This window comes from Stenotrophomonas sp. STEN014 (assembly GCF_056760315.1).
This window is the reverse complement of sequence record NZ_JBRREN010000008.1, coordinates 145,474-169,910: the sequence shown is the minus strand read 5'-3', so window position 1 is coordinate 169,910 and position 24,437 is coordinate 145,474. Positions and strand designations below refer to the sequence as shown.

Sequence of the window (24,437 nt, the reverse complement as noted above, 5' to 3'; positions counted from 1 at the left end):
CCCGGCAGCGGCCGGGCTTGGGGACAGCCGCCAGAAAATGGCGTTCAGCGCGCCCGCTGCCGCATCAACACCGCATGCGCCCAGCGAGAAGCAATACCCGGGGCGGTGATGCACACCGCCTCGTCCGTCACCGTCGTCACCGCACGCTCCAGCAGCTGGATGTCCGCCTCGTGCTGACGCGCCACGTGTGGGTCCTCGAAGAAAATCGCACGCTGGCAGCGGTGCTCCAACACCCGGTCGGCGATCTGCGCGTCGCCACCCAGCGGCCCGCTCTGGAAGCGCTGGATCCACTCCTGGTCACGCGGCCAGCCGCGGCTCCACGCCAGCTCGTTCAAACGTTGGCCGGTGGTGCCGGTGCCGATGCGCTGGGCGAACTGCGAGAGCACCTCGAAATGTTCGGCGGCGAAGTCCAGCATCTGCGGTTTGCGCGCGTCGTGTGCAATCAGAGCCAGCGTCTGATTGGCAAAGTCATACAGATCGTCCGCACCGGGATCGGCGGAAAAGCCCGCATGCATCCGCTCCATCTCGATCCAGTCCCGCGCAGTGGCCACGGTGGAGATGAAAGGCTTGCCGTGGATCACGCACTGGCGTTTCAAGGCGATGGCTTCGGGGAATACCGAAGACGGGTCGACCGGGTCGATCAGGTAGATGGCGCCGTCCAAAGTCCGTTCCGGTGTGCCCATGCCGACGACTTCGGCCACCAGTTTCATCAGCCCGCCCTCGCGGCCGTAAGGGTAGCGCTTGAGGGCGGGATAGTTCTCCAGCGGCCGGGTGCTGGCGATGGCGTCATAGGTGCGACCAACCGCGTGCAGCTCCACGCCGAGCTCGCGGATGCCGTTTTCGCACGCGCGCAGCCAGCGGAACAGGGCCGAATCGGCCCCTTCATGATGCAGGCGGTTGGCCGCCAGACCGATACGCATTGCGGGGACTTCTCCGGATGGGGAGCGCTGAGTGTAGAGCGTGTGTCAGCGTTGCAGCAGGGCGATGATGCTCTGCGCTGCGTCCCGGCCTTCGGCAACGGCTGTCACCACCAGGTCGGCACCCCGCACCGCATCCCCGCCGGCGAACAGCCGGGGGTTGTGGGTCTGGTAGGGCAGCAGGGAGCTGCCGCCGGCGATGATGCGGCCGTTGCTGCTGGCCTGTACGCCTTGGGCTGCCAGCCACTCCGGCAGCGTCGGCGAGAAGCCGAAGGCGATGATCACCACATCCGCTTCCAGCAGCGACTCGCTGCCCTCGATGGGCACGGCGTTGCGGCGGCCGTTGGTATCGGGGGCGCCCAGCCCGGTTTCGACCACGGTCACGCCGATCACTTCGTCGTCAGCACCGGCCTCGATCGCCAACGGTTGGCGGTTGAACAGGAAGCGCACGCCCTCTTCGCGGGCGTTGGCCACCTCGCGTGCCGAGCCCGGCATGCTGGCTTCATCACGGCGATACGCGCAGGTCACTTTGGCCGCGCCCAGGCGGATCGCGCTGCGCACGCAGTCCATGCCGGTGTCACCGCCGCCGAGTACCACCACGCGCTTGCCGTTGAGGTCGGGCAGGGCGATCTGGTCTTCCCAGCCGGCGATCGGCCGTCCTTGCGGATCATCGCCACTGACGATGCGGCTGTTGTGCACCAGGAACGGCAACGCCGGCAGCACGCCCTTGAGATCCTGGCCGATCAGGCCGCCGTCGGTGTAACGGTAGGCACCGGTGCCGAGGAACACCGCGTCGTAGTCGGCCTGCAGCTGCTCGATGCTGATGTCACGGCCGATCTCCACGCCCAGGCGGAACTGCACGCCCATGCCGTCGAGGATCGCGCGGCGGCGGTCGATCACGCTCTTGTCCAGCTTGAAGCTGGGGATGCCGAACTGCAGCAGGCCCCCAATCTTCTCGTAACGGTCGAACACCACCGCCTGCACGCCCGCCCGTGCCAGTCGATCGGCGCAGGCCAGCCCCGCCGGGCCGGCACCGACAACCGCCACGCGCTTGCCGGTGCACTTGACCGCGTGTAGATCGGGCTTCCAGCCGGTGGCCAGCGCGGTATCGACGATGTACTTCTCGACCGCACCGATGGTGACCGCGCCGAATTCCTCCAGCGTGCAGCTGCCTTCGCACAGGCGGTCCTGCGGACAGACGCGACCACAGACTTCCGGCAGCGGGTTGGTGGAATGGCACAGCGTCGCCGCCTCGTGGATGCGGTCCTCCTGCACCAGCTGCAGCCACTGCGGGATGGCGTTGTGTACCGGGCACTTCCAGCTGCAGTACGGGTTGCCGCAATCCAGACAACGGCCGGCCTGGTATTGCGCATCGGCTTTGTCGAACTTGCCGTAGAGCTCGCCCCAATCGCCGGAGGTGCGCAATTCCACCGGAATGCGCTGCGGCATGGTGCGGGGCAGATCGAGGAACTGGAAGGCTTGCTTGCGGCTCATGGAAGATTCCGGGCGAGCTTCCCGTCTGCGGGAAGCATTGGCTAAGGCACAACGGTTGGATGCGTCGACGCGGGGCGTGTCCGTACCGACGCCAGATCAGGCCGCGCGGCGCAGCGACTCGGCCAGCGACTCGATGCTGGCGGCCTTGGGTTTGACCAGCCAGAACTTGCCGACGTAGTCGCGGAACTCGTCGAGGATCTGCTGCGCCCAGATGCTGCCGGTCAACTCGCGGTGACGGCCGATCAGGGTGTGCAGGTGTTGCCGGTAGTTCTCGAAGCCTTCGGCCGAAATGCGGTGGATGTCGATCAGCTCATGGTTGTAGCGGTCGACGAAGTCACGGTCGACGTCGAGCACATAGGCCAGGCCACCGGTGAAGCCGGCGCCGAAGTTCAGGCCGACCTTGCCCAGCACCACCACCACACCGTCGGTCATGTATTCGCAGCAGTGGTCGCCGGCGCCTTCAATCACCGCCAGCGCGCCGGAGTTGCGCACGCCGAAGCGTTCGCCTGCGCGACCTGCGGCAAACAGCTCGCCACCGGTGGCGCCATAGAGGCAGGTGTTGCCGATGATGGCGGTATTGCGCGCCTCGAAGCGGGCGCCGCGCGGTGGGCGTACCACCAGGCGACCGCCGGCCATGCCCTTGCCCACGTAGTCGTTGGCTTCACCTTCCACTTCCAGGTTCAGGCCGCCGACGTTGAACGCGCCGAAACTCTGGCCTGCAGTGCCGCGGAAGCGCAGGTTCAACGGCGCTTCGCTCATGCCGTGGTTGCCATATGCGCGGGCGATGGTGCCGGACAGACGCGTGCCCACCGAGCGGTCGGTGTTGTGGATCAGGAAGCGGTGCTCGCCGCCCTGCTTGTTGGCGATGGCATCGGCGAGCAGGTTGTCCATCTGCGTGGCCAGGCTGTCCGGCGACTGGTACAGGCGCTGCGCGGCGCAATGCGCGCCGTCGTAATGCGCAGGCGCAAGCAGGCGCGACAGATCGACCTTGACGCCTTCGCGCGGCGACACTTCCAGCTGCTGCAGCAGATCGGTGCGACCGACGATTTCATCCAACGAACGCACGCCCAGATACGACAGCCACTCGCGCACTTCCCCGGCCAACAGGCGGAAGAAGTTCTCCACGCGTTCCGGCAGGCCGGTGAAGTAGCCGGCACGCAGGCGCTCGTCCTGGGTGGCGACGCCGGTGGCGCAGTTGTTGAGGTGGCAGATACGCAGGTACTTGCAGCCGAGCACGATCATCGGCCCGGTGCCGAAGCCGAAGCTGTCGGCGCCCAGCAGTGCAGCCTTGACCACATCCAGGCCGGTCTTCAGGCCACCGTCGGTCTGCAGGATGGTGCGGCTGCGCAGGTCGTTGCCGACCAGTGCCTGGTGCGACTCGGCCACGCCCAGCTCCCACGGCACGCCGGCATAGCGGATCGAACTGATCGGCGAAGCACCGGTGCCGCCGTCGTGGCCGGACACGGTGATCAGGTCGGCACCGGCTTTCACCACGCCCGCGGCAATGGTGCCGACGCCGGCATGCGAGACCAGCTTCACCGACACCAGCGCCTGCGGATTGACCTGCTTCAGGTCGTAGATGAGCTGCGCCAGATCTTCGATCGAATATATGTCGTGGTGCGGCGGCGGCGAGATCAGGCCGATGCCGGGCTTGGCGTAACGCAGGCGCGCGATCAGCTCGTTGACCTTGTGGCCGGGCAGCTGGCCACCTTCGCCGGGCTTGGCGCCCTGCGCGACCTTGATCTGCAGCACTTCGGCATTGACCAGGTATTCGGCGGTGACGCCGAAGCGACCGGAGGCCACCTGCTTGATCTTGGAGCGATTCTCGGTGCCATAGCGGGCGGGATCTTCGCCGCCTTCGCCGGAGTTGGAGCGGCCGCCGAGGCGGTTCATCGCAATCGCCAGCGCCTCATGCGCTTCCGGCGAAAGTGCGCCCAAGGAAATGGCGGCGGTGTCGAAACGCTTGAACAGTGCTTCGGCCGGTTCCACTTCATCCAACGGCACCGGCGTTGCTGCCGGCTTGAGCTGCAGAAGATCGCGCAGCGCCGAGGTCGGGCGCGAATGCACCGCATCCATGTACTTGCGCCAGTCTTCGGCATCGCCGGTGCGTGATGCGCGCTGCAGCGTCATCACCACGTCCGGGTTGTACATGTGGTACTCGCCGCCGTGCACGTACTTGAGCAGGCCGCCTACTTCCGGCTGCGCCAGATCGTTCCAGGCACGCACGGTGAGCTCGCGTGCTTCGGTATCCAGACGTGCAAGGCCCACGCCGCCGATGCGGGCAGCGGTATCCGGGAAGCACAGTTCAACCACGTCCGGGTCGAGGCCAACGATCTCGAACAACTGCGCGCCGCGATAACTGGCAATGGTGCAGATGCCCATCTTGGAGATGATCTTGCTCAGGCCCTTGTAGATGCCCTTGCGGTAGCTGCGGCCGATCTGCGAGACCTCACCGCCCTTCTTCAACTGCAGGATGCCGCGCCGGCCCAGGTCGAACAGCGTCTGGTAGGCCAGATACGGATATACCGCGGTCGCACCAAAACCCAGCAGACACGCCATATGGTGCGCATCGCGGGCGGTGCCGGTCTCGATGATCAGGTTGACGTCGCAGCGCAGGCCAACCTTGGACAGATGGTGATGCACGGCGCTGGTGGCCAGCAGTGCATGCACCATCGGCCGGTCGGCGACCGGGTAGCGGTCGGACAGCAGCAGCATCACCATGCCTTCGCGCGCGGCCTGTTCGCACTGCGCGCAGATGCGCTCGATACCGGCCTTCAGCCCTTCCTCGACGCTGTAGGACAGGTCGATCAGGCGGTTGCGCGCGACGTACTGCTCCATCTTCAGCAACTGGCGCAGCTTGCGCTGGCTCAGCACCGGCGAGTTGAGGATGACGTGGTTCACCGTCTCCGCACCGGCGTGGAAGATGTTGGTCTCCTTGCCGAGCTGGGTGGTCAGCGACATCGCGCACTCTTCACGCAGCGGATCGATCGGCGGGTTGGTGACCTGCGCGAAAGCCTGGCGGAAGTAGTCGTACAGCGGACGGGTGTGGCGGCTGAGCACGGCGATCGGCGTGTCATCGCCCATCGAGCCGGTGGCTTCCTGGCCGGTTTCGGCCAGCGGCCGCAGCACCTGTTCCAGTTCCTCGGTCGTGAGCTGGAACAGCTTGTGGTAGCTGCGCAGCGTGGCTTCGTCGAACGGCTCCTCGGCCAGTGACGGATCGATCAGCTCGGTCTGCAGGTAGGTCACGCCCTGGTGCAGCCATTGCTTGTACGGCGCACGTGCACGGTTGATGCGGTCGATGGCGTCCGAATCGAGCAGGTCGCCACGCTTGAGATCGATGGCCATCATCTGGCCCGGACCGAGCTTGCCCTTGCGCACCACGCGCTCGGTGGGCACTTCCCAGACGCCGGCTTCGGAGGCGACCAGGAAGTGGCGGTCGGAGGTCAGCAGCCAGCGCGCCGGGCGCAGACCGTTGCGGTCCAGGGTGCAGGCGGCATAGCGGCCATCGCAGGCGACGATGCCGGCCGGGCCATCCCACGGTTCGCTGTTCAAGCCATAGAACTCGTAGAACGCGGCCAGATCGGCATCCTTGAATTCCAGCGACTGGGTTGCCGGCGGTACCAGGATGCGCAGCGCCTGGATCAGCTCCATGCCACCGGCCACCATCAGCTCCAGCATGTTGTCCATGCTCTGCGAATCGGAGCCGTGCATCGAGATCACCGGGTCGAGCTCGGCGATGTCGAACTTCGGCGTCTTCCACACCTTGCTGCGCGCCTGCGCCCAGCGGCGGTTGCCTTCGATGGTGTTGATCTCGCCGTTGTGGGCGAGCAGGCGGAACGGATGGGCCAGCGGCCAGCGTGGCAGGGTGTTGGTGGAAAAGCGCTGGTGGAACACCACCACGCTGGAGGCCAGTTCATGGCGCTGCAGGTCCGGGTAGAAGGTGCTCAGCTTGTCCGGCAGCACCATGCCCTTGTAGCTGATGGCTTCGGCGCTGAGGGTGGTGACGTAATAGTCGGCGACATCGCGCAGCGCCTGTTCGCTGCGACGGCGGGCCATGAACAGCGCCAGTGCGAACTGTTCGGCACTCTGCTCGATGTCGGCATCGACGAACACCTGCTCGATCTTCGGCAGCGTGTCGCGCGCCAGCTGGCCACAAACGCTGTCATCGGTGGGCACCTCACGCCAACCGCGCGGATGGCAGCCGGCGTGGCGCAGCTGGGCATCGAGTTCGTCACGGCAGCGCTGTGCGGCATCGGCGTCGTGCGGCAGGAACATCACGCCGGCGGCGAAATTGGGCCCCAGCGCGATGCCGGCTTCTTCGGCCAGCTGGCGCAGGAACACGGTGGGTTTGCGCAGCAGCAGGCCGCAGCCGTCACCGGTGAGCCCGTCAGCGGCGACGCCACCGCGGTGGGTCATGCGCGACAGGGCGGCGATGGCGGTATCCACCAGCAGGCGCGAGGGCTGGTCATCGAGCTGGGCGACCATGCCGAAGCCACAGGCGTCGCGTTCGTCTTGCGGGTCGTAAAGCCCTTGCGGGGTTCGGACTGCCATGTGTGCCTCTTGACGATGTCAGGTGAGCGGCGACACTCGCCTCGCGCTCAATCCCTGGAGCGCACCTTGAGGCCACCGGATGGCATCGACTAGATCACAGATGCTGCAGTGCCGCAATACATCGTTGCGGACGCAACCAAAACCTTGTGGGACAAGGCTTTGGCGGGTTTCCATTCAGCCGCAACGCACGCCGCTGACCAGGCCTTTTTCATCGAGCTCGATGTTCAGGCGCTCGCCGATGAACTCCATCGTGACCGGCTGGTTGGGCTTGAGCACGCGGACCTCGCTGGCGCCGGCATCATTCTTGGCCTGGGCCTGCATCGCCTCCGACCAGGTCTGGCCGACCAGCCCCTGCACCTGGCTGGCATCGCAGCTGCCCACCGGCGGAGGCGTGGCGGCTTCGGCGGTGGCAGCGGCGGCGGCGGCCTGTTGGGCCTGGTCCAGCGCCTGGTCCTGCTCTTCCGCGGCCGGGCCCGAGCACGCGCCCAGCAACACGAGCGAGAAAGTGGCGGCAATCAGCGCGGCGGAGCGGCGCGTCGTGGACGGAAACTGCATCGGAACTCCAGAACGTTGTTGGACGTCCCCAGCATATCGTCTGCGTCCGGATGTGTACTGTCGCGCTGCAAAACGGCGGGTCATCCGCAGCGCAGCGCGGTGATGTTGTTGGTGGGGCCGATCTCGATGGTCAGATGGTCACCGCCAGCGCTGGCACCCACGTTGGCGTCATTGCGCCCGCGCTGCCCGCGGACCACGCTGACGCCCAGGCTGTCGCTGTCCACGCGTGCGCGTTCCACCGTTCCCGGTGCCGCCGCCAGGCCCACTGCGCCGCGCACGCTATCGGTGTGGCATTGCCCGGAAATCACCCCGTCGATGGGTTCCACCGACGCGACCGGGGTGCTGCTGCAGGCGCTGAGCGCCATCGCACTGATGCCGACGACAACAAGGATGCGTGACATGTTCGACTCCGGGTGTGGCAGTTGCCTACAGCCTGCCGCCGCTGGCGTAAGCGGTTGATGAAAAGCCCGGCGGTGCTGTTCCGCAGATGGCTCACCGGGCGCGCACGCAGGCCGGCGATGCGGGGCATTCGCGACTCGAACGTAGGCATACGGACGCCCCGGTTGGCGGTCACCTGACAAAGGCCTGCTGCGCTGCCGATAATCGGGCCTTCACTTCCGGAGATGGCGATGTCAGCGCAGGAACGCTGCCGGGTACTGGTACTGGGCGGCTATGGCCACTTCGGAGCACGCATCGTGCGCGCCCTTGCGATCACGCCGGGTATCACGGTGATCGCCGCAGGTCGCAATCCGGCGCAGGCTGCCGCGCGTCTGCCAGGAGTGGATCTGGCGAACATCGAGCTGTGCCGATTGGATACTGCGGCTGCGGATTTTGCAGCGACGCTTGCCTGCACGCGCGCGGACCTGGTCATCCACACCGCCGGGCCATTCCAGGGGCAGGGCTACGACGTGGCGCAGGCCTGCCTGCGGGCCGGCATGTACTACATCGATCTGGCCGATGGCCGTGAGTTTGTCGCCGGCTTTCCCGGGCAACTGGACGCGCTTGCGCAGCGGATGCAGTGCTGCGCGATCACTGGCGCCAGCACGTTGCCGGCGCTGTCCAGTGCGGTGGTGGATGCGTTGGCGCCGCAGTTCGAACAGCTGCACAGCATCGACATGGTGATCGCGCCGGCGCAGGCCACGCCGCTGGGCATCGCCACGGTGCGCGCGGTGTTGTCCTATTGCGGCAGGCCGTTCGACTGCTGGATCGATGGGCGCTGGCAGACCCGTATCGGGTGGGCCAAGCCGCAGCCGGTGCGCTTTGCGCGCATCGGCCCGCGTCTGGCCTCGCCCTGCGATGTGCCCGACCACACCTTGCTGGTGCAGCGCTATCCGGGCGTGGCGACGGTGCGTTTTCGTGCCGCGCTGGAACTGCCGTTGCTGTCGCGCTGTCTGGCCGCGCTGGCGTGGCTGCGCAGTCACGGCCTGCCGTTGCCGATGGAAGCGCTGGCCGGGGTGTTCGCGCGCGCCGGACGCTGGTTCGACCGTTTCGGCACGGACCTTAGCGGTATGCGCATCACCCTGCGCGGCCAACGCGGTGGTTTGCAGCACACCGTCCATTGGGACCTGACCGCGCCGATGCTGCACGGCCCGGAGATTCCCACCTTCGCCGCGGTGCTGCTGGCGCGCCGCTTCGCCCGCGGGGAAGGGCTGCCGATTGGCGCCCATGCCTGTATGGGCATGCTGAGCCTGGCCGAGTTCGAGCGCGAGTTCGCGCGCTGGCGGATCGACAGCGCCGTCAGCTGAAGCATTCAGCCCGACAGGGGTCAGGGTGCCGACCGGGCTATTGACGACATTTGTAGTCAGGCCTACCGTGACGACACATGTAGTCACGGAGACGGCCATGCGCCGCAAGACCATCGGGGACCAGGAACTGGCCCTGCTGCAGTACATCGGAGAGAACGAACCGGCCAGCGTCGGCGAGGTGGCGGCGTGCTTTGGGGAGGCCCGCGGGCTGGCCCGTTCCACCGTGCTGACGATGATGGAGCGCCTGCGCACCAAGGGATACCTGCAGCGTGAGCACGACGCCGGTGTATACCGCTACACCACCACCACCGGGCAGCAGGACGTGGTCAGCGGTGCGGTCGGCAGCTTTGTCGAGAAGACCCTGCAGGGATCGATCTCGCCGTTCGTGGCATGGATGTCGCAGAAAGCCGAGGTCAGCGACCACGAACTGGCCGAACTGGAAGCGCTGGTCAGCAAGCTGCAGTCGCAGCGCCGGGAGGACTGAATCATGGATTCCACCTTCGAACTGTTGGGCAGCCGCTTGCTGGCCACCAGCGTGCAGACCGCCCTGTTGGCGGGCCTGGTGTGGTTGCTGTGCCGCTGCGTGCGGCGGCTGCCGGCCAGCACCCAGTGCGCGCTGTGGTGGCTGGTGGCGCTGCAGGCGGTGGTCGGCGTGTTCTGGGTCGCACCGCTGGAACTGCCGGTACTGCCTGCAATAGAAATGGTGACGGTGGTGCAGCAGGCGCAGGCCGCCGCTCCGACGGTTGCAGCCACGCCGCTGATCGTGATGAAGCCCCTGCCGGTGGACAGCGGCTGGTCGTGGTCGCTGGTGCTGATGGCGTTGTGGGGGGGCGGCGTTGCGGTGATGGTATGGCGCACGTTCACTGCCTGGCGCGGCAGCCGTGCGCTGCTGCGTCATGCCCAGCCGTGCCGCGACCACAAGCTCGGTGCCGCCTTGCAACTCGCCGCCGCTGCCCATGGCCTGCGCCGCGCACCGCGTCTGATGCTCAGCACGGCCATCGATTCGCCGCAGCTGATCGGGCCGTGGCATCCGGTCCTGCTGCTGCCGGCACGTGGCCTGCAGCGCATGGACGATGACCAGCTGGACATGGCGCTGACCCACGAGCTGGTCCACCTGCAACGCCGCGACCTGTGGCTGGGCCTGGTGCCGGCACTGGCCCAGCACCTGTTCTTCTTCCACCCGCTGGTCCACTTGGCCGCCCGCGAATACGGCATTGCCCGCGAAGCGGCGGTGGACGCCGCCGTGGTTGCCGGGAATCGCCACTGCCGCCACCACTACGGACGCCTGCTGCTGCAATTGGGCGTCGCTCCACGTCCCGGCGCTGGATTGGCCAGTGCCTCGCCCAGCTTCCTCAGTCTGAAGCGGAGATTGCTCATGTTGCAGGACACCCCATCTTTCCCGCGCGCCGGCGCGGTGCTGATTCTTGCCGTCGTCGCGCTGGTCGGCGTGGCACCGCTGCGGCTGGTGGCGATGCCGGCTCCGCCCGCACCTCCCCCGCCGCCCGCTCCCCCTGCTGCGCCACCTGCCCCCCCCGCGCCTGTCATGCCGGCCATGCCCAAAGCCCTGCCCGCGCCGGCGATGCCGGCGGCACCGACGATGCCGTCCGCTCCTCCCGCGGCACCAGTGAAGACGCAGGGCGTGCTCCATCTCTCCAGCCAACCCCGCAGTGATGGCTATGTACTGCTGAAGGGGGACTACAACGTGATGAATGGTTCGGTCGCGGATCTACGCCACGCACAGCAGCTGGACGACGGCAACGGCGTGCTCTGGCTGCGCCGCGACGGCAAGCAGTACGTGGTCCGTGACGCCGCCACGCTGACACGCTTCCAGCAGCTGTATGCGGAGACCGCGCGCCTGGGTGAGGCACAGGGCCAGCTGGGTGAACAGCAAGGCAAGCTGGGCGAGCGGCAAGGGGAAATCGGTGCACGCATGGGCGAAATCGGCGCGCGTATCGGTGCCCTGGCCGCGCAACATGCCCAGCTGGCGCTACGCAGCGATGACAGCACCGAGGCCATACGCAGCGCCGTCGAAGCGGCCCGTCGCAAGGCCGAGCAGGCCCGTGCCGAGCTAGACACCCCGGCGCTGCGTGAGGAAATGCAACGTCTTGCCCGACAGCAGGCGGCGCTGGGCACGCGACAGGCTGCACTGGGCAAGCAGCAGGCCGCAGCCAGTGCCCGCGCCGAGCGCGAGGCCGAGCAGTTGATCCAGCACGTCATCCGCGAGGGCCTGGCCAAACCGGTCAGCGGCTGACCGGCCGATCATGCCCCGGGCCGCGCAACATTGCTGCGCGGCCTTTCCATTTTCGGCGAAAGTGGCCGCCGGTCACGGTAAAGAGGGGTCTGGTCTGCGAATCTTCGGCAACAGTCGTTTGTGCCGGCGTGCGGTGAAATCGCCGAATTCCATCTGCGGCACAATCGGCTCCACTTACGTGTCATGGAGGACCGATGAAGCCGATTTCTCTATCCGTTATGGCACTGTTCCTGGCCGGTATCGGCACCGCATGCGGAGCACGTTCGATGTCTGACCCGATCGCATCCAATCCTTACGCGGATGTAAAACACAGGGCGCCGCCGCAGCCCGAACTCAAGCGCAACCCCACGCCCACCCCGTACGAAATCACGGTGACGTTGAAAGACGCGCCGGGGCCATTCGCCTCGATCAAAGGCTTCATGCAGTACGAGACGAAACTGGCCGATCCCTGTCTGCCGGATCTGGGGGGCATGGCCGGTACGCGGATGCGGATCAAGGAAAACGTGCCGTTCGAACTGCAACAGGTCGATGTCGATACCTATCGTGGTGTGATCTATACCGATCTGTTCGAGGACCACGATTACTTTGGTCTGGGGAGCTGCCATGTGGGCCTTGTAGCAGCAAGGGTGGAGTTGCGGCCAACCGGAGCGACGACCGAAAGCGCATTTGTTGAATACCTGTCGCTGGATGAAATCCAGAAGCAGACTCCCATGCATTCGGGATTTCTGAAGCGTCAGTATCCCGCAGGGACGTTCGGTGGCGCATCTGTTCCTTCATTCCGGGAAGGAACCCAGATGCGCGCCAGAGTGGATGGGAAAGATCTCTTCGGCATCGAGCTTGTTGCCCATAAGCGGAACTGACCGGGCATGGACACGACCATCAATTCCAGGTTGGCCGTAGATGTGTATGAGGCGGCGAAGCCGCGTCAAGAAGAAGAATGGTTTGATCTTGATGGACACAGGATCAAGGTTGTCAGGCGCTTCGATGATGAATCCGGCTATCAGGGAGTTCTGTATGAAAGCCTGCAGACCGGTGAGCTGATCCTTGCCCACCGCGGCACCGAGTTCGACAAGCAACTGGTCAAGGATGGTCTTATCGCCGACGGTGGAATGGTGATGTTTGGAGCGAACAGCCAGGCCAAAGCTGCGATGAACGCAACAGAGTTCGCGTTGGAATATGCGAAGAACAATGCTGAAGCCTGTGGAGCAATGCCACTCTCAGTTGTTGGTCATTCTCTTGGTGGAACGCTGGCGCAGATCACCGCTTACCGCTATGGCCTGCGCGGTGAGACCTTCAACGCCTATGGTGCTGCAGGTCTGACCGCCGACCTGCATGAAGGGGGCAGCCAGATCATCAACCATGTGCGTGCGACCGACTTTGTGAGCGCTGCGAGTCGGCATGTCGGCGAAGTCCGTGTTTACGCCGCACAGAAGGATATTCAAGCATTGGAGTTGGCTGGGTACGCCAACGATGACCGTCGTTTCACTGATCTACGCAATCCGCTGGCCGTAGTGGCTGGCGTTGGCGTCGAGGCGCACTACAGCCGCAACTTCCTCGCGGACAATGATCTCGGTATCGGCGGCTCGATCACCGGTGCTGAGAATGCCGCCCGCTACGAACAGTACAAGCCGATGATCGACAAGTACCGCGCGGACGTGGCCACGCTCCACAACACACTGGCGCTGCCACGGAACGTTGTCGACGGTGTCGTTGACCGGGCCCGCAACGTGTTCGCCGGACGTGACATGCAGGAACAGCCCGCGGCATTGCGACAGACCGGCTGTGCATTGCCTGCATCCGTTGATGCCCGCGATCCCGCACACCCGGATCACGGGCTCTACGTGCAGATCCAGCAGGGCATGAGGGCGGTGGATGCCAGTCTTGACCGGGTCCCGGACGCAGCGACAGATCGCGCCAGTGCGCGACTGTTCGCGGAGGCCAAGGCCGGTGGCATCACCCGTGCCGACCATGTGCTGATGAGCACGGGAGGCGCTGCTCCTGCCGCAGGTCCCAACCTGTTCGTTGTCCAGGGCGCGTTGAATGACCCGGCGCACCTGCGCGTGCAGGTGAGTTCATCCGAAGCCGTGGCCACAGCCGTGGAGCAGTCTTTTGAGCGTGCTGCGCTCTTTGAAAAGCGGCAGGCCGCTTCGCCTTCGCAACAGATGCAACAGCAGGAACAGGGCGCACCCCGTCTTTCGATGTGAGGGCGCGCGCTTGCCGATAGCACGGCGGGTGCGCGCCGATTCACTATTTCATCGCCTCTATCGCTGTCCGGCAGTGCGTCTCAACGGTGTAGTCCACAGGAACAGCTGCACCCCCCGACTTTTCGGATGCCGATGTCGAAAGCGTCTGGTTCCGATTCCGCAAAGGCGTTCTGCTTTCGTCCCGTTTGGATCAACTTGCCCGTCATGGAGGACTGATGAAATCGATACTTCGCATCCTTGGGGCGCTGCTGCTGAGCAGTGTGTTTACGGCATGCGGCGTTGGCTCTTTCACCTCAGGTGCCTACGCGGATGTGAGGCATAGAGCGCCGCCGCAGCCCGAACTCAAGCGCAACCCCACGCCCACCGCGTACGAACTGACGGTGACGCTGAAAGACGCGCCGGGTCCATTCGCCTCGATCAAAGGCTTCATGCAGTACGAGACGAAACTGGCCGACCCGTGTCTGCCGGATCTGGGGGGCATGGCCGGTACACGGATGCGGATCAAGGAGAACGTGCCGTTCGAACTGCAACAGGTCGATGCCGATACCTATCGCGGTGTGATCTATACCGACCTGTTCGAGGACCATGACTACTTTGGTCTTGGTCCATGTCGCGTCGGCTTTGTCGAGGCGCGAATAGATCTAAATCCAGATGGCGGCAGTACTTCGACGCGTTTCATTGGTGGTGTCGATGGTGGCGAGATTGAAACGGAAAGCGCTGTTGACGTCTATTTCCCCCGTAGGCAATACGGTCGAAATGATATGGATGGCGTGGGTGTGCCGGGTATGCGGCCGGGAACCCCTTTTCATGAACGCTGGAAAGCTGAAGATCTGTTTTCCGTGGAGATGTCAGTCCTGAGGAAGCCATGAGTCCCTCAACGGATGCGATGGCCGTAATTGCCGTCGACAGCTACGTTGACCCACGCAGCCGTGGCGATGATGAGACGATCAAGATCGGTGGACATGGGTTCCACGCGATCAACCACTTCAATAACCCGGCTGGATATCAGGTAGCCGACTATCAGGACGAGGTGACGGGCCAGCTGGTTGTCATCCATAGCTGTACGGCCTGCGACAAGTCACTTATCGAGGAGTGAGCACCGCTCCCGATACGATTCCCGCGAGCAACGAGAGGTAACGGTAAGAAGCGATGCGGGCAACGGAGTACGTCCTCAAGACACTGTTGCGGCAGATGAACGGAGGGCTTCCAGTTCATGCCGACTTTCGTCGTTGCGTTGTTCTTCGACCAGCCGCAGGAACAGCTGCGCCAGCGTGACCACGTCCTGATGGTTGTGCTCGCCGACACGGCGCAGGTTGCGCGCGCTGCCGCCGCGCAGATAGCCCAGCCACGCCGCCGGGGCTTCGGAGCCGGGCAGGTCATCCTCGCGGGCGATCTGCAGCAGCTGCCGTTCGATGGTGCCCAGCCTGCAGTTCTCCCAGGTGCCGCGATAACGGCGGCGGGTCGGGAACAGCAGGTCCACATGGTCCAACGCCGAAATAGGATCGCCACGCCGTGCCAGCCGGTAGCGCGTCTTCAACAACGGCGCGTCGTAGCAGCGGCCGTTGTAGCTGGACAGCACGGTGGACGGCGCCAGCCAGCTGGCGAACAGCTCCAGCATCGCGCTCTCGGCGGCCATCGTGGCCATCAGCAGCTGGCGCACACGCAGGCCTTCACCACGCGCGGCATCACGATGCCAGTCGGCCGCGCCGATCATGAAGGCGCGGGTGCCGGTGCCGCCGGCCAGGCCGGTGGTCTCGGTGTCGAAGAACAGCAGATCGTGCGGCGCCACCGCCTCATCGGGGCGCTTGCTGAAAGCCAGCGACAGCGGCTGCGCGGGAATCGGCTGGGGCAGAAAGGCTTCGATCAGATGCAGGCCGGGCGCGATCTCGCTGCCCGGCAGCTCGCGATCAATCGGACCCGCAGGTTCGGCGCGCAACGGAGCGCCGGCAGCGCGCTTGCGGGTGGCGAGCAGGCGCCGCAACACGTCGCCATCCTGCGGCCGGTGCACCGCTGGCCGCGTGGAAGTTGCGGCCGGCGCGCGCGGTGCCGCGACCGCTTTGTGCTGGATCTGCTCCACCCAGCCGAATACCGAGGTTTCGCGCGGCGCCGCTGGAGGTTGTTGCGCGCGTGCTGCGGTAGCGCCGGGCGAGCGCAATGGCGGTGTGGCGGCAGCTGCGATGGGAGAGACAGTGGCGTTCTCCGCAGCCGATGGCGGCGACACATCTACCACCGCCGCGTCTGCACTCGTCGCACCGCTGTCCGGTTCCGAAGAATCTCGGGCGTCCCATGTCGCCGTTGAAGAAGCGGAAGCGGGCGACGCCGCTGCATCCACCCCCCCTGCGGAAGACGGCGCAAGCGCTGCCTTGTCCACATGCCCTGCCTGTTTCCGCAGGGCTTTGAGCTTGTCCAGGCTGAGGCTCATGGCAGCAGGTCGAGGGCCTCATCGACGGGGTCGGCCATCACGGCGCACACCTGCTCGCAACGCTCGGCCGAGAGCAGCGACAACACGGTCAACGCCAGCGAGCGCGGTGTCTGGCCCTTGTCCTCTTCCTGCGCGGCCAGCACCGGGCCCACGCAGGCCGGGCAGCCGGCGTTGCAGTCACAGCGCTCCACCAGCTCCAGGGCACGCGTCACCAGTTCGCCTTGACGCTGCCACAGCGGCTCGCTCAGGCCCACGCCGCCGGGGAAGTTGTCGTACAGGTATACCGTGGGTACGAAACTCTGCATCAGTTCCACCGTGGTCTCGCCGGCGTCGTTGCCACGCAGCTGCCCGCGGCCGGTCTGGTCGGCGATTGCAAACCAGGCGCCATCGCCGCTGCCCACCGCTTTCTGCAGGTCGCGCGCATCGGCCATTACCGCCACGGTGGCGACGATGTGCAGCGCATAGGCCGCGCCGAGGAAACCATCCAGCGCGTCCTGCTTCTGCGCGAAGCTGCGCAGCAAGGTTGCCTGCGGCAACTGCCACCACACCGCAGTGGTATGCAGTTCCTGGTCGGGCAGGTTGACCGGGCCGTAGCCGATGTTCTCGTGGGTGTAGTAGCGGATCTTCTTGTAGCCGGCCACACGCCGCACGACATGCACCTCGCCATGGTGCGAATCGCCGCGACCGGCGCCGTTGCCGTCGAAGCGGTCCAGCACCTTGAGCTTGGTGAAGTCGATGCTGTCGGTGTAGTAGTCCACGTGCGTGCGGGTGACGTAGGCCTTGCGCCCGTCCCAGTCCAGCCGCTCCACCTGGTAGGGCGTGCTCTGCACCATGTGGATCGCGCCTTCGTACAGGGTCAGCGCGGCGGCGGAATAGTCCACCTCGGCGATGATCTGCTGCTTGCCGTCGCTGCGGTCCACCACCACGAAGTTGCCATCGGCCACCGCGCGCAGGCTCACCGCGTTGGCGGGGTAGCTGTCGGCGATCCACTCCCAGCGGTCGCCTTCCTGGTGCACCACTTCGGTCTCGGCCAGCGCCTGCAGGAACACCAGCGGGTCGATCGGCCCGAACGGCTCGCCGGCCAGGAACGGCAGTTCGAAGGCGGCGCAGCGGATGTGGTCGAACAGGATCAGCGGCTGGTCCGGCGAGATGCGTGCGTGTTCGGGCGTGGCATTGGCGAAGAAATCCGGATGTCGCACCACGTACTGGTCCAGCGGCTGGCTGCTGGCCACCATCACGCCCAGCGCCGCCTGCTGACGCCGGCCTGCGCGGCCGAAGCGCTGCCAGGTGGCGGCGACGCTGCCCGGGTAGCCGTTGAGGATGACCACATCCAGCGCACCGATATCCACGCCCAGCTCCAGCGCCGAGGTGCTGACGATGCCGTCGATGCTGCCCGCGCGCATCGCCCGTTCCACCTCGCGCCGTTCGGTCGGCAGGTAGCCGCCGCGGTAGGCGCGGATGCGGGCCGGCTTGCGCGGGTCGTTGTCAAAGATGTCCTTCATGTACTTGGTCAGCACCTCGACCATCAAGCGCGTCTGTGCGAACACCAGCGTCTTCAGGCCGCTTTTGATCGCGATGCGGGCGATGCGGTTGGCCTGCGAGCGGGCGGAGGCGCGCAGGCCCAGATCGGCGTTGATCACCGGCGGGTTCCACAGCAGCACGTGCTTGGGTCCACTCGGCGCGCCGGACTCGGTGATCGCATGCACCTTCTCTTCCACCAGCGCCTCGGCATGCGCATGCGGGTTGCCGATGGTGGCCGAGCACAGGATGAACTGCGGTTGCACGCCGTAGAACGCGCAGATGCGCTTGAGCCGGCGCAGCACATTGGTGACATGGCTGCCGAACACACCGCGATAGGTGTGGATCTCGTCGATCACCACATAGCGCAGGTTCTCGAAGAACTGCGCCCACTTGGTGTGATGCGGCAGGATCGCCTGGTGCAGCATGTCCGGGTTGCTGACCACGATATCGCCATGCAAACGGATCGCCTGCCGCGCATCGCCGGGCGTATCACCGTCGAAGGTGAAGGCCTTGACCCCAAGATCGCCGGCCCGGTTGAGCTCCAGCAGCTCGGCCACCTGGTCCTGCGCCAGCGCCTTGGTCGGGAACAGGTACAAGGCCTTGGCATTGCCCTGCATCGCCGCGCTTACCACCGGCAGCGTGTAGCACAGCGATTTGCCAGAGGCGGTCGGGGTGACGATGGCAACGTGCTCGCCGCGCTGGCTGGCGTCCCAGGCCTGCGCCTGGTGCGAGTACAGCTGCTCGATGCCGCGCGCCTTCAATGCGGCTTTCAGCGCCTCCGGCACGTCATCGGGAATCGGCGCGTAACTGCCTTCGCGGCCCGGAAGGGTGAAACTGCCGGTCACCCGGTCCTTGTAGCGCCGGGCCAGGCGCTGGCCCAGCAGCGAGCCGTCACGCGAAGGCAGGCCATCGGTGGTTGCCAGCGCCCGTTCGCTGGCTTCGGTGCGGGGAGCGAGGGAGAACGCCATGCACGCAACTGCCGGTCAAAGGAGCGGCATGGAAACACACCCCGATCTCAGCGTGTGAGACGGATTTGTTTTCTACGCTGAACAGGGCCGGGCATCCACCAACAAAATCTGAAGCCGCGCCGCCGTATCCTGCGCGCTCGGCGGAACAGGCGGACGTGGATGATGGTGGCAACACGTGGATGGCAGGCGATGATGGCCGGCCTGCTGTTGGCAGGGGCGGCGCAGGCGCAGCAGACGCCGCCGTCCGCACCGGCGTTACCGGGAACCGCCGGGGTGGCGCCCCCCATCGCGCCGCCGGCTCCGCCAACGCCGGCGCAGGACAAGGTCACCACCCTGGAAGAGGTGCGGGCGCTCAAGCCCGAGGACGAGCAGCCGCTGGACCTGTACCGCTTCAAGAGTCCGGTCGCACCTGCGCCCAACCGTTTCAGCAAATCCTGGAGCGAGCCGCCCACGCCCGAACAGGTCAGCCTCAGTGGTGGCTACCTTTTCATGGGCATCAACTACGGGCTGATGGCCGCGGCCAAGGGCCTGCACAAACTCACCAATGGCCGCGACCAGATCCAGTCCGCCATCGCCCGCCCGCCACCGGAGTTCGACGCCGAACAGCAGCGCCGCGCGCTGCAGTTCTGCCAGCAGCAGGGGGACTGCCCGGCGCCGCCGGGTTCGTGAGTCGAACGGTCCACGCCGACAGGAGGCTGGCGGCGGGGCCGTCACCGCCGTTGGGTGGGCGCGGCGGGTTCCGTTAAAGTAGCGCCATGAACAAAGAAAAGATCACTGGCGGCCTGCTCATCGCCATCGAAGGCATTGATGGCGCTGGCAAATCCACCCTCGCGCGCAAACTGGCGGGGGTGCTGGAATCTGCCGGTGCGGAAGTCGTCCTGAGCAAGGAGCCGACCAATGGCCCCTGGGGGACGCGCCTGCGGGAAACCGCGGCTACCGGAAGGCTCCGCCCGGAAGAGGAGGTGGAATACCTGCTTCTGGATCGCCAGCAGCATGTGGAAGAGATCATCCGGCCGGCGCTGGACAGGGGGCAGATCGTCATCCTGGATCGCTATTTCCCTTCGATGGTGGCGTATCAGGGCGCTGCGGGTCTGCCGGTGGAGCAAATGCTGCATTCCAATGATTTCGCACCCCGGCCGGATCTGCTGCTTTTGCTGGACCTGACGCCGGCGCAGGGGCTGCAGCGGATCCGCGCGCGCGGTGATGTGCCCAATCATTTTGAAACGGCCCAGAATCTGGAGCGCTGCCGCGAGATCTTCAATCAGCTGGAGTTGCCCGGCAAAACGGTGATCGATGCCAGCCGGGGTGAAGCCGAAGTGCTGGGGGATGCACATGCCGCCACCGTGGCCGCCCTGGCCAGGCGGATTGCGGAAGATGGCGGCCTGACGCCGGAAAATGTCCAGAAACTGGAACGCCTTACGGCCGCGGTTGCCTCCTGACCTGCGGAAACGGTGCCCGGTCCTCCCGGACCGGTGTCCACGCACTGCCCGTGTCTGCCGGGCGGTACGGCCCGGAGCGTTTGCGGTGGCTGCATCCGGCGCTCCCCATGGCGTCTAATACGTGCATGAATTCCCCATCCCCGCGCCCGTCACCGCGGCGTACCGCCGCCACGCCTGCCGCGGCGACGCCCGGCCTGCATCCCCGTAACCGCCACCAGGGCCGCTATGACCTGCCACGGCTGGTTGCCGCCAACCCGGCGCTGAAGGCGCACCTGGTCCGCACGCCGGCGGGCACGCAGAGCATCGATTTCAGCGATCCGCTGGCGGTGCGCGAGCTCAACCGCGCGCTGCTGGCCAGTGATTACGGCATCAGGCACTGGGATATTCCCGAGGGCTACCTGTGCCCGCCGGTGCCGGGCCGGGTGGACTACCTGCACGGACTGGCCGATCTGCTGGCCGCCGATGCCGGCGGCACGATCCCGCGCGGACCGCACGTGCGCGTGCTGGATATCGGCGTCGGCGCCAACTGCATCTATCCGCTGCTTGGGCAGGCCGAATACGGCTGGTCGTTCGTCGGCAGCGATATCGATCCGGGCGCGTTGCAGTGCGCCGCCGCCAACCTCCAGGCCAACGGTCTGGCCAAGGTGATCGAGCTGCGCCAGCAGCATGCGCGTGGCAGCCTGTTCGCCGGACTGCTGCAGCCGCAGGACCGCTTCCAGCTGACCATGTGCAATCCGCCGTTCCACAGCTCGGCCAAAGAGGCCGCGCAGGGCAGCCAGCGCAAGCGCCGCAACCTCGGCAACGCGCCGGCGCCACGCGGCAGCCGGGCGCCGGCATTGAACTTCGGTGGCCAGGCCAACGAGCTGTGGTGCACCGGCGGCGAAGCCTCGTTCCTGCGCCGGATGATCAAGGAAAGCGTGGTGTTCCAGACCCAGGTGCTGTGGTTTTCCTCGCTGGTGGCCAAAAGCGAGCATCTGCCCGACCTGCACAAACAGCTGGCCAAGGCCGGCGCCGCCGAGGTGCGCGAGGTGGCCATGGCCCAGGGCCACAAACAGAGCCGCTTCGTGGCGTGGAGCTTCCACGCGCCGGCCGCGCGCAGGGCATGGTTGTTGTCCGGCTGAAGCTCTACCGCGGAAAGCGCCGCGCCAGAGGCACCCCATCCTGAATCGATTTGGTCGGGTCTGATTGGTCGCCGCGATCGGTAATGAGCGGCACGGCGGGAGGAGTCTGAAAGCGGTGATGCATCACTGCGACTGCTGCCATGTGGGGTGAACACGACGAAGGCGTATCGCGTATATATGAATGTGCATAACCCGCCGCTCCCCTGACCGACTTTCGAGGATCAACGTGCTGACCCATTACCGTGCTGGAAGACTCGTCGCCAAGATTTTCATCAGGCTGGCCTGGGCCATTTTGATGGCCTTCGCTCTCATCCTGTTGATCGGGTTGCCCGGCTATTTCCTGTTTACCGGCAACTCCATCGCCGGGAGTTTGCAGTTGCTTCCCCACTCTGTTTTTCCCCTGCTGCCGTTGACATATGCGTGTCTGGCGACCGTGCTGTTCGGCCATGTCGCGCTGGCGGTGTTCGACATGGCCGATGCGGCGCGGAAAACCGGCTGACGCCGCCCCGACCGCCCGCGCTGGCGGACGACTGGAACGGTTCCAACAGAAACCGCGGCCTCGGCCGCGGTTTTCCATTTCAGAAAACGTGCCGCCGCCGGACCCTGACGATCCCGCATCCCGCATCCCGCATCCATGCCCCCTGCAGCGTGCGCCGGGGACACGCGCGGCGCCGCCATCCGACTTCTTTTTCACATGAATGAATACGAGCGCGGTTATGTGCAATGCTCCGCTGCCCGCCCTCTGGGCGTCCACCTGTGGAGACCGGAAGACCCACCATGCTCAAGCCACTTGTCCTCTGCGCCGCGTTGTTCCCCGCCACCGCCTTCGCCTGGCCGACCCCGGAGCAGGCGCTGGACGCGTTCGTGAGATTCGAACTTTCCGGCGGCCGGCTGGAAACGGACCCGGACACGCTGGCGCCGCTGGTCCACGCCCCGGCCGACTACGAAACCATCGGCGCGGACACGATCTCCGTGGCCAGCACCCACCGCATCGGCAAACTGCGCTGCAGCACCGGCAGCTGCATCGCCGAGGTCGCCTACGTGCTGCCGCCGGCGGCCCGGTACGGCGATATTCCGCTGTACAACGGCACCCGCCAGCGCACCGAGAAGGTCCGCTACCGGCTGCTCAACCGCGACGGCGACTGGCGCGTGGACGCCGGCTCGATCAGCGACGCGCCGATCGTGGATGAGGCGGCGCTGGCCGCGCACCTGGCCATGCTGCAGGACGATGCTGGCGAGGCCGACGCCGAAGGCTGATCCCCCCCGCGCGGAACCGGTCGCCGTAGCTCCACGCGTCGCGTTCGATTCCCGCCCGTCGCAACAAAAAGGGCTGCCTTCTGGCAGCCCTTTCGTTAGGTCGCGGTGTTGCGGCGACGGTTTACCGCCCGGTCGCCAGCCGCTCCTCCTCGGCGGTATAGGCCGAGTGTGTGCCGGCCGGGGCGCCGTCCATGCCGGTGGCGAAGTAGGCCACGCCGGTGCCGCTGGCCGGGTCGATCCACAGCCCCGAGCGCAGGCCGTAGGCGTTGCCCGAATGGCCCACGCGCACGATGCCGTCGCCGAACGGGTCATCGCCGCAGTCCGGGTGGCCGCTGGCCAGGGTGATGGTGGACAGGCCGTAGCGGCACATCGTGGCGCGCGGCTGGCCCGGCGGCGGCTCCGGCTCGCCGTCCTCCCAGGTCTGGCCGTTGCCCGGCGCGTACACCCACTGCGGGGTCAGCAGGGTCTGTACCGAGGCCGGACTGAGCACCCGCACCCCGTCGATCTCACCCTTGCCCAGCAGCAGCCGGCCGACCCGCGCCAGCGCGGTGGCGCTGATCCGCAGCCCGCCCTGCGGCGAGAACGCGCCGCCATTGCGGCCCGGCTGCCACAACGCCAGGTCACAGCTGCCGTTGGCGGCGCGGCGCACATTGCATTCGGGTTTTGCGCCGCGGTTGTCATCCACCGCCGGCTTCCCCGCGGCGTCATACAGCACCACCGCACGCGCGGCGGTGGCGGCATTGCAGCTTTCCCAGCCGTAGCAGGCGGTGATCTGCGCCGGCTGCAGCACCAGCCGCTGCATCAGCAGGTCGAAGCGCTCGCCCGTGGCGCGCTCCATCATCGAGGCCACCAGCGGCGAGTTGAGGTTGGTGTAACGGAACCAGGTGCCCGGCGCGTGCGTATCCCAGGCGCGCGGATCGTCCAGGATCTCGCGGATGTCGCCATCCAGCGGTGTGGCCCAGTAGCCGGCGTCATCGGTCAGCCCGGAGCGGTGCGAGAGCATCAGCCGCAGCGTGATCGGGGTGTCGGCAAAGCGCGGGTGGCGCAGCGGCCAGCCCAGATAAGTCGACACGTCGGTATCCAGGTCGAAGGTGCCTTCCTCCACCAGCCGCATCACGCCGATGGCCAGCACCAGCTTGGAGATCGAGGCGATCCGCACCGGATCCTCCACGCTGAGCGCGCGCTGGGCCTGCACATCGGCCAGCCCCTGGGCCTGGGTGGCGGTGACGCCGTCGCGGTCGAAGGCCACCCGCGCGCTGGCGATGGGCGGGTGGGCTGCGGCGGGCAGGGCGAGCAACAGCAGCGCGGCAAGGCTGCCGGACAGGACGGTACGCATGGTGATTCCCCGGTGATGTACCGGTGTTGATAGCCAGCCCGCGGGAAACCGTCAAGCCGGCGTGACGCCCGTCGCCCGGAAAGCCGGGGCCAAGCGGGGTGCGCGGAGCAATCTGCTCGGGCTTCGGAGCAAAAAGCCCGGCGTGCCGGGTAGGAGAGCTCGGCGTTCGGAGCAAATTGCTCGGGTCTCCGGGCAAAAAGCTCGCCGCTCCGGGCAATCTGCTCGGGCTTCGGAACAAAAAGCCCGGCGTGCCGGGTAGGGGCGCTCGGCGTTCGGAGCAAATTGCTCGGGTCTCCGGGCAAATCTGCTCGGGCTTCGGAGCAAAAAGCCCGGCGTGCCGGGTAGGGTAGCTCGGCGTTCGGAGCAAATTGCTCGGGTCTCCGGGCAAAAAGCTCGACGCTCCGGGCAAATCTGCTCGGGCTTCGGAGCAAAAAGCCCGGCGCGCCGGGTAGGGGAGCTCGGCGTTCGGAGCAGATTGCTTGGGCTTCCGAGCAAAAAGCTCGGTCGATGGAGCAATTAGCTCGACGCTCCAGGCAATATGCTTGGCTGTCCGAGCTCTGAGCTCGGAACAGTCATCCCCGGTGTGCCGCTGCGGTGCCGCGAAGCTTTCTGCTTTCCGCTGTTGACGTGCCCAAGCCGTGAAAGCATGCCGAGCA

General features: G+C 66.2%; 20 protein-coding genes. 12 read left to right on the top strand and 8 right to left on the bottom strand.

The window, feature by feature from the left end; translation table 11 throughout:
- Positions 1–44: 44 nt before the first annotated feature.
- The 5 genes from ACVOMC_RS12430 to ACVOMC_RS12410 all read right to left on the bottom strand — a co-directional run bounded on the left by ACVOMC_RS12430 (position 45) and on the right by ACVOMC_RS12410 (position 7,918).
- Entirely contained in the window at positions 45–920 is an 876-nt protein-coding gene (locus ACVOMC_RS12430; RefSeq protein WP_481524203.1) for a methylglyoxal synthase, read from the bottom strand.
- Between the two features lie 45 nt (positions 921–965).
- Complete coding sequence (locus ACVOMC_RS12425) at positions 966–2,411, bottom strand: FAD-dependent oxidoreductase (RefSeq protein ID WP_481524202.1); 1,446 nt, start codon at positions 2,409–2,411, stop codon at positions 966–968.
- Between the two features lie 96 nt (positions 2,412–2,507).
- Positions 2,508–6,962, bottom strand: a complete 4,455-nt coding sequence (gene gltB / locus ACVOMC_RS12420) for a glutamate synthase large subunit (RefSeq protein WP_481524201.1) — start codon at positions 6,960–6,962, stop codon at positions 2,508–2,510.
- Between the two features lie 174 nt (positions 6,963–7,136).
- A complete protein-coding gene (locus tag ACVOMC_RS12415) occupies positions 7,137–7,517 on the bottom strand; it encodes an I78 family peptidase inhibitor (RefSeq protein WP_481524200.1) in 381 nt (126 codons plus the stop codon).
- Between the two features lie 80 nt (positions 7,518–7,597).
- On the bottom strand, positions 7,598–7,918 hold the full coding sequence (locus ACVOMC_RS12410) for a hypothetical protein (protein ID WP_481524199.1): 321 nt from the start codon (positions 7,916–7,918) through the stop codon (positions 7,598–7,600).
- A gap of 228 nt (positions 7,919–8,146) precedes the next feature.
- Here ACVOMC_RS12410 and ACVOMC_RS12405 point away from each other — a divergent pair, with 228 nt between their 5' ends.
- From ACVOMC_RS12405 to ACVOMC_RS12375, 7 genes are all read left to right on the top strand, one after another.
- Positions 8,147–9,262 carry a saccharopine dehydrogenase family protein gene (locus tag ACVOMC_RS12405; protein WP_481524198.1) on the top strand — a complete coding sequence of 372 codons (1,116 nt, stop codon included), beginning with the start codon at positions 8,147–8,149 and terminating at the stop codon, positions 9,260–9,262.
- Between the two features lie 97 nt (positions 9,263–9,359).
- The gene (locus tag ACVOMC_RS12400) at positions 9,360–9,746 is read left to right on the top strand and encodes a BlaI/MecI/CopY family transcriptional regulator (RefSeq protein WP_054660920.1); all 387 of its coding nucleotides are present in this window, start codon (positions 9,360–9,362) and stop codon (positions 9,744–9,746) included.
- 3 nt (positions 9,747–9,749) lie between these two features.
- A complete protein-coding gene (locus ACVOMC_RS12395) occupies positions 9,750–11,513 on the top strand; it encodes a M56 family metallopeptidase (protein ID WP_481524197.1) in 1,764 nt (587 codons plus the stop codon).
- A gap of 194 nt (positions 11,514–11,707) precedes the next feature.
- Positions 11,708–12,373, top strand: coding sequence for a hypothetical protein (locus ACVOMC_RS12390; RefSeq protein WP_481524196.1), 666 nt, complete (start codon positions 11,708–11,710; stop codon positions 12,371–12,373).
- Between the two features lie 6 nt (positions 12,374–12,379).
- On the top strand, positions 12,380–13,717 hold the full coding sequence (locus ACVOMC_RS12385) for an XVIPCD domain-containing protein (RefSeq protein ID WP_481524195.1): 1,338 nt from the start codon (positions 12,380–12,382) through the stop codon (positions 13,715–13,717).
- Positions 13,718–13,932: 215 nt separating this feature from the next.
- Complete coding sequence (locus ACVOMC_RS12380) at positions 13,933–14,586, top strand: hypothetical protein (protein ID WP_054658834.1); 654 nt, start codon at positions 13,933–13,935, stop codon at positions 14,584–14,586.
- Entirely contained in the window at positions 14,583–14,813 is a 231-nt protein-coding gene (locus ACVOMC_RS12375) for a hypothetical protein (protein WP_481524194.1), read from the top strand. The genes ACVOMC_RS12380 and ACVOMC_RS12375 overlap by 4 nt, the downstream gene beginning before the upstream one ends.
- Positions 14,814–14,888: 75 nt before the next feature.
- Here the strand turns inward: ACVOMC_RS12375 and ACVOMC_RS12370 are convergent, their stop codons facing one another.
- Both ACVOMC_RS12370 and ACVOMC_RS12365 read right to left on the bottom strand, forming a co-directional pair.
- Entirely contained in the window at positions 14,889–16,139 is a 1,251-nt protein-coding gene (locus ACVOMC_RS12370) for a ribonuclease H-like domain-containing protein (RefSeq protein ID WP_481524193.1), read from the bottom strand.
- Positions 16,136–18,628, bottom strand: a complete 2,493-nt coding sequence (locus tag ACVOMC_RS12365) for a DEAD/DEAH box helicase (RefSeq protein ID WP_481524192.1) — start codon at positions 18,626–18,628, stop codon at positions 16,136–16,138. Before ACVOMC_RS12365 ends, ACVOMC_RS12370 begins: the two co-directional genes overlap by 4 nt.
- A gap of 159 nt (positions 18,629–18,787) precedes the next feature.
- Here ACVOMC_RS12365 and ACVOMC_RS12360 point away from each other — a divergent pair, with 159 nt between their 5' ends.
- From ACVOMC_RS12360 to ACVOMC_RS12340, 5 genes are all read left to right on the top strand, one after another.
- Positions 18,788–19,297, top strand: coding sequence for a hypothetical protein (locus tag ACVOMC_RS12360; RefSeq protein WP_481524191.1), 510 nt, complete (start codon positions 18,788–18,790; stop codon positions 19,295–19,297).
- An 86-nt stretch (positions 19,298–19,383) separates the two neighbouring features.
- Entirely contained in the window at positions 19,384–20,067 is a 684-nt protein-coding gene (gene tmk, locus ACVOMC_RS12355; protein WP_481524190.1) for a dTMP kinase, read from the top strand.
- Positions 20,068–20,192: 125 nt separating this feature from the next.
- Positions 20,193–21,188: a 23S rRNA (adenine(1618)-N(6))-methyltransferase RlmF gene (gene rlmF, locus ACVOMC_RS12350; RefSeq protein WP_481524189.1), complete on the top strand. Its 996-nt coding sequence runs from the start codon at positions 20,193–20,195 to the stop codon at positions 21,186–21,188.
- 226 nt (positions 21,189–21,414) lie between these two features.
- Entirely contained in the window at positions 21,415–21,687 is a 273-nt protein-coding gene (locus ACVOMC_RS12345; protein ID WP_157722936.1) for a hypothetical protein, read from the top strand.
- A 278-nt stretch (positions 21,688–21,965) separates the two neighbouring features.
- Positions 21,966–22,445 (top strand): hypothetical protein, encoded by a 480-nt coding sequence (locus ACVOMC_RS12340; RefSeq protein ID WP_481524188.1) that lies wholly within the window; start codon positions 21,966–21,968, stop codon positions 22,443–22,445.
- A gap of 121 nt (positions 22,446–22,566) precedes the next feature.
- On the opposite strand, the gene ACVOMC_RS12335 is transcribed toward ACVOMC_RS12340, so the two are convergent.
- The gene (locus ACVOMC_RS12335; RefSeq protein ID WP_481524187.1) at positions 22,567–23,781 is read right to left on the bottom strand and encodes a serine hydrolase domain-containing protein; all 1,215 of its coding nucleotides are present in this window, start codon (positions 23,779–23,781) and stop codon (positions 22,567–22,569) included.
- Between the last annotated feature and the right edge of the window lie 656 nt (positions 23,782–24,437).

What these genes read in the sequence shown, in the direction of transcription:
- ACVOMC_RS12430 (WP_481524203.1), bottom strand. Translation starts at nt 920, where the DNA reads ATGCGTATCGGTCTGGCGGCCAACCGCCTGCATCATGAAGGGGCCGAT.
- ACVOMC_RS12425 (WP_481524202.1), bottom strand. Translation starts at nt 2,411, where the DNA reads ATGAGCCGCAAGCAAGCCTTCCAGTTCCTCGATCTGCCCCGCACCATG.
- gltB (WP_481524201.1), bottom strand. Translation starts at nt 6,962, where the DNA reads ATGGCAGTCCGAACCCCGCAAGGGCTTTACGACCCGCAAGACGAACGC.
- ACVOMC_RS12415 (WP_481524200.1), bottom strand. Translation starts at nt 7,517, where the DNA reads ATGCAGTTTCCGTCCACGACGCGCCGCTCCGCCGCGCTGATTGCCGCC.
- ACVOMC_RS12410 (WP_481524199.1), bottom strand. Translation starts at nt 7,918, where the DNA reads ATGTCACGCATCCTTGTTGTCGTCGGCATCAGTGCGATGGCGCTCAGC.
- ACVOMC_RS12405 (WP_481524198.1), top strand. Translation starts at nt 8,147, where the DNA reads ATGTCAGCGCAGGAACGCTGCCGGGTACTGGTACTGGGCGGCTATGGC.
- ACVOMC_RS12400 (WP_054660920.1), top strand. Translation starts at nt 9,360, where the DNA reads ATGCGCCGCAAGACCATCGGGGACCAGGAACTGGCCCTGCTGCAGTAC.
- ACVOMC_RS12395 (WP_481524197.1), top strand. Translation starts at nt 9,750, where the DNA reads ATGGATTCCACCTTCGAACTGTTGGGCAGCCGCTTGCTGGCCACCAGC.
- ACVOMC_RS12390 (WP_481524196.1), top strand. Translation starts at nt 11,708, where the DNA reads ATGAAGCCGATTTCTCTATCCGTTATGGCACTGTTCCTGGCCGGTATC.
- ACVOMC_RS12385 (WP_481524195.1), top strand. Translation starts at nt 12,380, where the DNA reads ATGGACACGACCATCAATTCCAGGTTGGCCGTAGATGTGTATGAGGCG.
- ACVOMC_RS12380 (WP_054658834.1), top strand. Translation starts at nt 13,933, where the DNA reads ATGAAATCGATACTTCGCATCCTTGGGGCGCTGCTGCTGAGCAGTGTG.
- ACVOMC_RS12375 (WP_481524194.1), top strand. Translation starts at nt 14,583, where the DNA reads ATGAGTCCCTCAACGGATGCGATGGCCGTAATTGCCGTCGACAGCTAC.
- ACVOMC_RS12370 (WP_481524193.1), bottom strand. Translation starts at nt 16,139, where the DNA reads ATGAGCCTCAGCCTGGACAAGCTCAAAGCCCTGCGGAAACAGGCAGGG.
- ACVOMC_RS12365 (WP_481524192.1), bottom strand. Translation starts at nt 18,628, where the DNA reads ATGGCGTTCTCCCTCGCTCCCCGCACCGAAGCCAGCGAACGGGCGCTG.
- ACVOMC_RS12360 (WP_481524191.1), top strand. Translation starts at nt 18,788, where the DNA reads ATGATGGTGGCAACACGTGGATGGCAGGCGATGATGGCCGGCCTGCTG.
- tmk (WP_481524190.1), top strand. Translation starts at nt 19,384, where the DNA reads ATGAACAAAGAAAAGATCACTGGCGGCCTGCTCATCGCCATCGAAGGC.
- rlmF (WP_481524189.1), top strand. Translation starts at nt 20,193, where the DNA reads ATGAATTCCCCATCCCCGCGCCCGTCACCGCGGCGTACCGCCGCCACG.
- ACVOMC_RS12340 (WP_481524188.1), top strand. Translation starts at nt 21,966, where the DNA reads ATGCTCAAGCCACTTGTCCTCTGCGCCGCGTTGTTCCCCGCCACCGCC.
- ACVOMC_RS12335 (WP_481524187.1), bottom strand. Translation starts at nt 23,781, where the DNA reads ATGCGTACCGTCCTGTCCGGCAGCCTTGCCGCGCTGCTGTTGCTCGCC.